At 34.7% G+C, this 9,116-nt stretch carries 10 protein-coding genes and 1 tRNA gene; 2 read left to right on the top strand and 9 right to left on the bottom strand.

The window, feature by feature from the left end; all coding sequences use genetic code 11:
• Nucleotides 1–279 precede the first annotated feature (279 nt).
• From A194_RS20075 to clpP, 4 genes are all read right to left on the bottom strand, one after another.
• Nucleotides 280–1,050: a vWA domain-containing protein gene (locus tag A194_RS20075; RefSeq protein ID WP_050980520.1), complete on the bottom strand. Its 771-nt coding sequence runs from the start codon at nt 1,048–1,050 to the stop codon at nt 280–282.
• Between the two features lie 59 nt (nt 1,051–1,109).
• Nucleotides 1,110–2,183 (bottom strand): hypothetical protein, encoded by a 1,074-nt coding sequence (locus A194_RS20080; protein WP_050980521.1) that lies wholly within the window; start codon nt 2,181–2,183, stop codon nt 1,110–1,112.
• A gap of 10 nt (nt 2,184–2,193) precedes the next feature.
• On the bottom strand, nt 2,194–3,036 hold the full coding sequence (locus A194_RS0111880; RefSeq protein ID WP_050980522.1) for an ATP-binding protein: 843 nt from the start codon (nt 3,034–3,036) through the stop codon (nt 2,194–2,196).
• Between the two features lie 153 nt (nt 3,037–3,189).
• Nucleotides 3,190–3,768 (bottom strand): ATP-dependent Clp endopeptidase proteolytic subunit ClpP, encoded by a 579-nt coding sequence (gene clpP, locus A194_RS0111885; RefSeq protein ID WP_017187057.1) that lies wholly within the window; start codon nt 3,766–3,768, stop codon nt 3,190–3,192.
• 215 nt (nt 3,769–3,983) lie between these two features.
• Between clpP and A194_RS0111890 the strand changes: the two genes are divergently transcribed.
• Nucleotides 3,984–4,055, top strand: a tRNA-Arg gene (locus A194_RS0111890).
• A 155-nt stretch (nt 4,056–4,210) separates the two neighbouring features.
• Here the strand turns inward: A194_RS0111890 and A194_RS0111895 are convergent.
• From A194_RS0111895 to A194_RS0111910, 4 genes are all read right to left on the bottom strand, one after another.
• On the bottom strand, nt 4,211–5,311 hold the full coding sequence (locus tag A194_RS0111895; protein WP_017187058.1) for a tyrosine-type recombinase/integrase: 1,101 nt from the start codon (nt 5,309–5,311) through the stop codon (nt 4,211–4,213).
• Nucleotides 5,312–5,337: 26 nt separating this feature from the next.
• Nucleotides 5,338–5,829 (bottom strand): ImmA/IrrE family metallo-endopeptidase, encoded by a 492-nt coding sequence (locus A194_RS0111900; RefSeq protein WP_017187059.1) that lies wholly within the window; start codon nt 5,827–5,829, stop codon nt 5,338–5,340.
• 97 nt (nt 5,830–5,926) lie between these two features.
• Nucleotides 5,927–6,997 carry an ImmA/IrrE family metallo-endopeptidase gene (locus A194_RS0111905; RefSeq protein ID WP_017187060.1) on the bottom strand — a complete coding sequence of 357 codons (1,071 nt, stop codon included), beginning with the start codon at nt 6,995–6,997 and terminating at the stop codon, nt 5,927–5,929.
• A gap of 15 nt (nt 6,998–7,012) precedes the next feature.
• The gene (locus A194_RS0111910) at nt 7,013–7,324 is read right to left on the bottom strand and encodes a hypothetical protein (protein ID WP_017187061.1); all 312 of its coding nucleotides are present in this window, start codon (nt 7,322–7,324) and stop codon (nt 7,013–7,015) included.
• A 210-nt stretch (nt 7,325–7,534) separates the two neighbouring features.
• Here A194_RS0111910 and A194_RS0111915 point away from each other — a divergent pair, with 210 nt between their 5' ends.
• Nucleotides 7,535–8,257, top strand: a complete 723-nt coding sequence (locus tag A194_RS0111915) for a sce7726 family protein (RefSeq protein ID WP_017187062.1) — start codon at nt 7,535–7,537, stop codon at nt 8,255–8,257.
• An 11-nt stretch (nt 8,258–8,268) separates the two neighbouring features.
• Here A194_RS0111915 and A194_RS18330 read toward each other — a convergent pair.
• Nucleotides 8,269–9,116, bottom strand: an 848-nt coding sequence (locus tag A194_RS18330; protein ID WP_040402820.1) for a hypothetical protein, incomplete at its 5' end; no start/stop codon positions are given.

Consider the following 9,116-nt stretch of genomic DNA (forward strand, 5'->3'; position numbering starts at 1 on the left):
ACGCTCGTTTTTGTTTTTATGATGTGATTTAGGCTGAGCGCTGATAAATTATTCTGAACGCTGATAAATTATTCTGAACGCTGATAAAAATAGTTTGAGCGCTGATAAAAATTTGCGAACGCTTATAAATTGTCGTGAACGCCGATAAAATAATCCCGAACGCTGATAAATATTCGTGAGCGCCGATAAAATAATCTGAACGCTGATAAAAATTTCCGAGTGCCAAAAAATTATCCGCGAACGCCAAATAAAATTTGCGACCGCCAAAAACAAATCAATTCAAATCGTCGTTAATAACAATCGCTTTAAAATATAAGAAAAGGAATCAGGCAGTTCTTCCAGATCTGGTATAAGCATATGCTCGCGACCATAAATGTTACGCATTAGCATCGCTTCGTGTTCTTTAACTTCGCCTTCACCTAAGAAGATCCCAACGACATCGACAGCTTGCTTTCGAGCTTCTAACACAGCCTCGTGAGTATCAATAATCCCGTTTTCGCTATAGTTAAAGGCAGAAGGTTCCCCATCCGAAAAGACGAGTAAAAATCGGTCTTTTTCTTGTCTAGCAAGAAGTTCTTCTGTCGCCACACGAATCGTATAACCATCTCGGTTATCTTCTTCAGGCTCTAATTGTAATATTTCCGCGCCTGCATGGGCTTGGAGTGATTCGTCATAAGTTATGACGCGATGAAAGTAGTTAGGTTGTTCATCGTCTTTTGCATCGAACCCATCTTCCCAAAAACCAATCACATTATGTTTGATCTTGAGCTCCTTTAATACTTCATGAAAGAGGATGGCCGCTTTTTTCGTTTCATCCATTTTGTTAAACATGGACGCTGAGCAGTCAATTAATAACGTGAAGACCGCATCAAACTCGTGACTCTCTAAGTCATTTTTATAAAAAACTCTCGGTTCATTATCGATCACAAGGGGAAGCAACTGCTTTTTAGATAGCCTGCCTGTAATTAAGTTTTGCCGTGTTGCATTTTGTTTATGCTCTAAAGCACGGTCAATGGTTTGCGAAAGTTTTCTTCTAATAGGATCAATCATCTTCGTCAGTTCATTATAGTGAGCTTGATCCTCTTGACTCGGTTTTGAAGGATAGCGATTCAGCTTGATTGTATTTCGATTTTCTTTACCGTATTGCTCGCTTTCATTCGCTTCTTTATTTTTCTCTTCATCAAGCTTTCTAAATGCTCGTATTCACTTTGGTCCGTTTGAGCTGACATGCCTTGAACACTCGCCATTGCTTGATCGCCTTCTTCAGTTTGACGCACGCCATCACCGATTAAATTCGTTTTCGTTCCTTGCTCCAGTTCAAATTGCATAAAACTTTGATTCCGATCACTATTTTCATTTTCACGGTGCCACGTCGAAAACGTCTCGCTAATGACTTCATCGTCATCACTAATATCTTCTTCATCATCATTATTTAATGGATCAACACGCTTCAGCTCATCGACAACTTTTTCTTCCGTCATCGCTGCTTGATGTTGTATCGGATAAACGAAATAACGGTTGATCATATCAGAGTAGTCTTCTTCTAAAGCTTCTTTTACATCAAGCGTCAAATTCACAACATCTTTAGTCGATCGCGCTTCATAAACCGACTCAAGTAAAGGTTGTAGTCGCTTTAACGTTTCACGTTGCTGAACATTTGCCTGTTCAAATGTTATAAAAGGCGATTCAGACGTCACTGTAAGAAAAATCATACAAAATAACTCATCAAGCGTATAACTACGGGTAATATTCGTATTAAGCTGTGTTTCGAAATAATGACGGTAAGTGTTTAACCTTTGTCTAAACCAGTTAATCGTGCCACGACGTTCGTTGCGAATGATTTCTTCTAATCGAACATCTTCTAAAACCGTAAACAACTGCTCGCAAAAATAGGGAAGAGAACTTTGCCTAACTTCACGTTTCAACTTTTGCCACTCTGAAACAGAGGTGTAGTGCATCGTGCCAATTGACCTTAATAAAATATCCGTCTTATAACCAATCGATCGCACTTGTTCATCACGATGGTCCCAAAAGTGACTAGCGGTAATCTGACGGTCATCAATATGAATAGTTGCGCCAAAATGATAATCGAACTCTAAATCTTCCTGTTTGGATAGTACCGTCACGAAATCTCTTAGCTCAGCTAAAAGTTGCGTATCTATGACTTTGTCGTTAAATTTCACGTAAGACACCTCATTCAAACAACGTGTTAGCTAAATTATGGACGACTTCTTTTTCACGCTCATCTTCTAATTTATCAGCAATAGATCGGGTGATCGCTCTTTTAGCTGGAATAAATGAAGCTAAGTCACAAGCGTCAAGCAAAGCACGAATACTAGCAGCGTCTTCAGAGATTTTTCCTTGTTCTGCCGCTTCGATTAAATCGGCTGATAGTTGAATAAACTGCTGAATCAACTGTTCGTCTTCTAAATTTGTATTGTTTTCAATTAAGTATCGAAGTTGTTGACCTTCAATGTAAGAAACATCAAAGACGATGAAGCGATTTTTCAACGCTTCGTTCAGACGTGTCGTGCCGATATAACCTTCGTTGATTGCGGCAATGACAGTGAACCCTTCTTTTGCTTGGATCAACGCGTTGGTAAGTGGATTCGTAACCGTTCGACGATAGTCTAACGCGCCGTTAATTAAAGGTAGTGTTTCGGGTTTTGCCATATTGACTTCATCAATATAAAGAAAATGGCCATGTTCCATCGACTGAACGAGAGGACCTGGGACAAAGTCGATCTGTTGTTTCCCGTTTTCATCATAATCTAACGTTTTAAACCCGAGAAAACTTTCAGCATCTAGATCGACTGAACAGTTGACGCTGAACATCGGCTGGTTAAATAAATTAGCTAACGTTTCAGCAAGCTTCGTTTTACCCGAACCTGTTGGACCTTTTAGTAAAATGTTTTTACCTTGTGCTAAAGCGACAACCGCATCTGTTAAAAGGTCCCTGTCATATGGAATATAACCGCCATCTGGTTTTAAATGCTCAAATGATGTTTCACCCTTATGTTGATATTGTGTGATCATCTTTTGTATTTCGCTAGGTAGGTTTGTTTCGATGTTGTTCAATGTCGTTCACTCCTTTAGTTCATCTACCCATAGTATCATGTAATATTGAAAGATTAAACTCACATAAAAACTCCCCCATGCATGAACATGAGGGAGTCGGATCGTTAATATTTATTTTTGCATAATGCCATCGACTAAGCCGTATTTTTTCGCTTCTTCAGCAGACATGAAGTTGTCACGGTCTGTGTCGCGCTCAACGACTTCGTAAGGCTGACCAGTACGCTCTGATAATACTTTGTTTAGCTTCTCACGCATTTCAACGATACGCTTAGCGTGAATTTGAATGTCAGAAGCTTGACCTTGAGTACCGCCTAATGGTTGGTGGATCATCACTTCACTGTTTGGTAATGCGTAACGCTTACCAGGCTCACCAGCTGCAAGTAGGAATGCTCCCATTGAAGCAGCCATACCAACACAAATTGTTGAAACGTTTGGCTTAATGAATTGCATCGTATCATAGATTGCCATACCAGCTGTAATTGAACCACCTGGTGAGTTAATGTATAATGAAATATCCTTATCTGGGTCTTCAGCGGCTAAGAATAACATTTGCGCAACGATTGAGTTTGCGATGTTATCATCAACTGGACCACCTAGCATGATAATACGGTCTTTTAATAGACGAGAGTAAATATCATAAGCACGTTCACCGCGATTAGTTTGTTCAATAACTGTAGGAATTAAGTTCATTTCACGTCACTCCTTATTACTTGTAATATTTTTTCTAATTTAATGATACATCTTTGGTCAAGAAAGGTCAAACGAAAAACATAATCCTTTTACCATTTCCACTCTTCCCATTGAAAGAAAGGTTTAAACATAGGCCCCTCTAGTATAAAGGATGTTATCTTGAAATTTAAATGGTGACGAAGTATAATGACTTATGCATTCCAAATTAACAATATGCCCTCGTGGTGTAACGGATAACACACAAGATTCCGGTTCTTGCGATAGGGGTTCGATTCCCTTCGAGGGCGTTTCTAAATCAATTTAGAGTACGATAGGAAATTTATATAAAGCTCAATAACGTTGATATATCAGCGTTTGAGTTGTTTTCTGTAATCGTAAAGCACAACAAAGAATTCATTAGAATGAGATAAAAAATCAAATTTTTAAACACATATTCAACACATTATAGTGCCATTCTGTCTAACTCTTTTGTTGCTTTTTGTTCATCCTCTGCCCTTAATTCTTTTATAACATGTGCGTAATAGTTATGGGTGGTTTGTATGTCTTTATGTCCAAGTCTTTCAGAAACATAATAAATGGAACACCTTAAATATAGTAGTACACTTGCATGTGTATGTCTTAATCCATGCATTGTAATAATCTGATCAAAATTAAGCTTGTTTAGTAGGTGTTTCAGTGCTTTGTTAAGTGTATTATTTGTTAAAACTTTATGCTTTGATTGTGGGCTATAAAATACAAGGCCATGAATATTATCAGGTGTATTCTCAAATAGCTCTTTAAACTTACTCATAGTTTTATCATTTACTTTAATAGTACGTGTTTCGTGGTTTTTAGTATCTTTGAAAGATAACCCTCTCTTATAATCCCAAGTCTTATTAATCTGTATAGTGTTATTATTAAAGTCAAAATCCTTCCTTGTAAGACCAACCAATTCACTGTATCTCATTCCAGTAGTTAAAGCTAATAGAATTGCGTAATAGGTAAGACCATGATCAAGTCGGTTAGAAACCTCTCTTAACAGCAGCTTGAACTCAAAATAGTTCAGGTGTTTCTCATCAGCTTTTTTAGATTCTTTACCTTTAAGTTTTGCACCACGTGTAAAATCCTTGAATATAACGCCTTCATCAATTGCTTCTCTTACACAAGCCCTAATATGTGTATTTAACTTTCTAGTGGATTCTTTAGCATGAGTTTCTCCATACTCATTTAAAAACTTTTGGTATTCACCTTTAGTGATCTCTTGAATTGGAATGTGTCCAAAATAATCGTTAATGGTTTTTAAAGTATTCTCGTATCGTTGAAGAGTACTTTGATCAACATCAGTTTTGTAAATAGTGATAAAGCTTTCAAAGTATTCTATGAAGCTAATAGGTTTTAAATTAGGAATAACTCCTTTTCTCATATTAGCTTCAACTTCTGCAGCTGCAACTTGTGCTTCTTTTTTAGTCCTAAATCCACTTTTTCTTATAGGTTTGAATTGACCATTTACCATTCTGCTAACTTGATACTGCCACGTTTTACCTCGTTTTTGAAAACTCGCCATGTTTACACCTCCTTCCTTAACCTTATTTAAGCATACATTTTTTGTTTTTTGGTAGCATTTCTATAGATCCTTTCAACACGTTCTCTTGCAATTTCTACTGGTACATTAAAATCATCTGCTAATGTCCAATGAACATGATCATCTTTTAATTTGTATTGAGTTAGCATGTGAAATGGGATAGAAGCATAGATCGTGAAGTGTTGGGCATCACGTTCTTGTAATTCCCTAAATGCTTCAGGCATCATCATTTGGTTTCCAGTATGTCTAATGATATGGCATAGCTCATGGAAGAAAGCTTCACGCTGCTTATATGTTGGTAATTCATAATTGATATTGATCAATTTAAGATTATCTTGTTCAAATGAATAAGTTAATGGGCGGTCATAAGTTACACAAATATCTAACTTATGACTGATATCGCTTATGTAAAGGTCATCAGGATTTAATAATCCGTTATTCCTATAAAAACGGCTTACCCAGTTTTCCAGAATGGTAGGTTTGTACGTTAACTTTGTCATAAATTATCACCTCATGTGATATTATACGAACAAACGTTCCTTTAAGCGATAAAAAAAAGAAGCACTTTTATTGTGCTTCTTAATGTTATAAACCAAATTATCTATTTTTTAAATAATTTAATTTTGAATGGGGCACATAATTATCATGTTGCAAACGAGCCACCACAATACCTGGAAGTACATTTTGGTCTAATGCAAAATCGATAATGGTACTCTTATTGAATTCATTTTTTGATACAAACTTTTTGTAATCCTCGGCATCGATAAAAAAATTTCTTGCAAATTCATTTGCTTCTTCTTCCTTAATTGAAGTACTGTTAGACGAATACAAATCATCTTCAAGGGAAATTATAGTATCGTTTGGTACATAGTGCTGTAAGAGGTGTCCAATTTCGTGCATTAAAGCGAACCATACATGGTCATGAGATTTAAAACGTCCACTTATAAAGACAGCCGGTCTGGATTTATAAGTTGTTAATGCTCCTCTTACTTTGCTATTTTCTATAGGATCTTGAAATACTAAGTAAACACCTGCACGGTTCAATAATTTTCTTACACTGTTCAAAGAGTTTATATAATCTTTGTTCATTGATATTTTCTTTAGTTTACTCAAAGAATTTATAACTTTTTCTTTATTAAACTTAACGTCAGATAGGTCCTTATTTTGAATTTCTATTTCTTCTTTAGCTAAATTTAACCAAATAGCTATTGGTTCTACTTCTCCACCATCTTCCATAAACTCTACCTCTAGATCCGAATAAACAGAATCAAAAATGTCAAAGTTATCGATTCTTAACAGTTTTAACATTTCATTAGCTTGTTTTTTTAAGTCCCAATTTAAGCCGCCAAATACAGAAGAAAACTTAAATTTTTTGGAGTAATATTTTAATTTTTCTTCACTAAACTCATTTTGTTCTAATTCTTCCCTTTTCTTAAACTCCCTAAATTTAGATTCATAATTCAACCAATATGAAGCAGGTACATCATGAATGATTTTTTCTAGGCTAATTGCAAATTCTTCAGTTAACCGACTTTTTCCAGACAATACATTTGATACATGTTTTTCACTCATGCCTAATCTTCTGGAAAGTTCTTTCTGGCTTATTCCATATTCCTCTAAGTAGTCTCTTATTACAAAACCGGTGGGAACAATAAATTCATTGGTCATTATCTTTCCCCCTTTCTAATGATAATCTTCAATAGATAATATTGAAATTCTGGTTACAGTATTCAAATTATTGGGATCAAATGGTTCACGAGCTTGGATTATTAGGCGAAAATTCTTGGATACATCTACACCCCAACAATGATTCTGACTGGTTAATTTGTGTCTTCTTGGAGGAGGGGATGGAGAAATATCACCTAAGTTGTTCGCTGCGCGTAATTCTGACATTCGAAGGATAACTTTTGAATAGAATTTCGTATATTTTTTTTTGATTTGCCTTTCACTAGTCAATATTTTTTCAAGTTTTTTATTTGAATATGTAATTTCCATCTATATCCCCCTATAACATTGGTTTAATCTAACACAATTAACCTCATAGGTCAATTTATTACCTCTAGACTAAATGAAAAATAAAGTATAACATTAATAAATAGAAGGGAGTGGATCAAAATAGAAACAGTTAAAAACCAATTTGAATATGCACAAGATCTATTTAATAAATACGAAACCTTCTATAGTAATGAAACACTTGAAAATAATGTGATTGAAGCTTTTGGTGGCGATCTACCTGATGATTTTCACAGTGATAATTACTCGTCGGTAAGAGATTTCTTAAACACTTTCTTATTAGAAAACTACCCGAATGAAACTGCTGTGAAAGCAAGTTTTCTTAATAAAGTTTTACTTAAATTAAAGAATCACGTATCTATTTTTGAACTTAAAGCGGGAAAAAGTAGGGTTGATTTATGTAAAATCAATAGTCAAAGCATTGCGTACGAAATAAAGACTGAATTGGATACCCCGAGTAGATTAGACCAACAGATGAGTGATTACCTAGATGTATTTGATCGAGTCTATCTAATATGTTCAAAAAATAATTTAGACCAGATGGTTTCCAAAATCCCTAAAGAATGTGGTGTATATATTTATTATAGGACTAAGACAGGGAAGTATATTTTCAAAAAAATTAAAAGTGCCCAACTTACGAAATCTTTTGACTCAAGAAAACAATTAACCTCATTGACAAAAAAAGACTTGTCTCATTTTTTTGGTTGCACTACCAATTCTAACAAAGACTACTTAATAGAAAAGATAATAAATGAAAACAATCCTCAAGTAATTAACAAAATTTATAAAGAATGTCTTAAGAAAAAGTACTTCAACAAATGGAATTTTATTGTTGAGAATAATGAAGAAATATTTGATATTGATTACCAGTGGTTTTATAAATTCTTAATTGATTCCAAAGTAGTATACCAATAAATTAAGGTATACTACTTTGTTGATTGTTGATGAATGTATCTAGTAAGTGTTAAGTTGTTCCAAGTACTCCAATTTCCATATGTACCTGACATTTCACTAATTTTCTTAAAGGCAGGACAATCGTTCTTATGGTCGAGTACTGATCTGTATTTTAATAATTCGTTAACTACTTTTTGATACCCTTTTAATCCTAGTGTTGAATCATTTGCTACAGAGAAGAATGCATTATTTTCTTTCAGGTAAAATAAGGCTAAGGCAGCTCCGTTTCCTCCACCCCCATTTGGTGAAGGCAATTTATCTTTTAGACCCCCAAAATCACCGAAACCCTCTAATGAAAACTCGCTGTACCTTGCTGCTACTTCATTATCAATTAATTTGGTGAATGCTAAATTTTCGTATTGATTATTGTAGTATTGAGTAGATCTTGGTGAATTCAATAAAACCTTTTTAGCAGAGGTAGTGAATTCCTCAAATTCTTCTAATTCAATCTCTTTTGATGCTATGGTATTATCTCTAATATCGAGGAAGACAAAGTCCTTTTCACCTAAAATACTTTCAAGAGTTTCTTCGTAATCATCAAACAAATCATCAGTAATTCTTATAGCTACCGAATTGTTAAGTTCCCGTAGGCTTCCAATAAAATCAATTAATTCATAAGTTCCTAGTTTATGTTGCTTTTTAAGAGAAATAACCGGAATTAGATTATTGAATTCTCCTAACTCTAATAAACGTTCTTTATAATAATTAGTATCATTATTTAGGTTTAGGGGGAGGTTAATTTTACTAAAGTCGATATCGCTGTATTCGTTTTCATAGAATCTAAAAAAATCAATAAAAGATGTTTTTCCATTAAGTCTTT

Source organism: Alkalibacillus haloalkaliphilus C5 (assembly GCF_000269905.1).
GTDB lineage: Bacteria > Bacillota > Bacilli > Bacillales > Alkalibacillaceae > Alkalibacillus > Alkalibacillus haloalkaliphilus_A.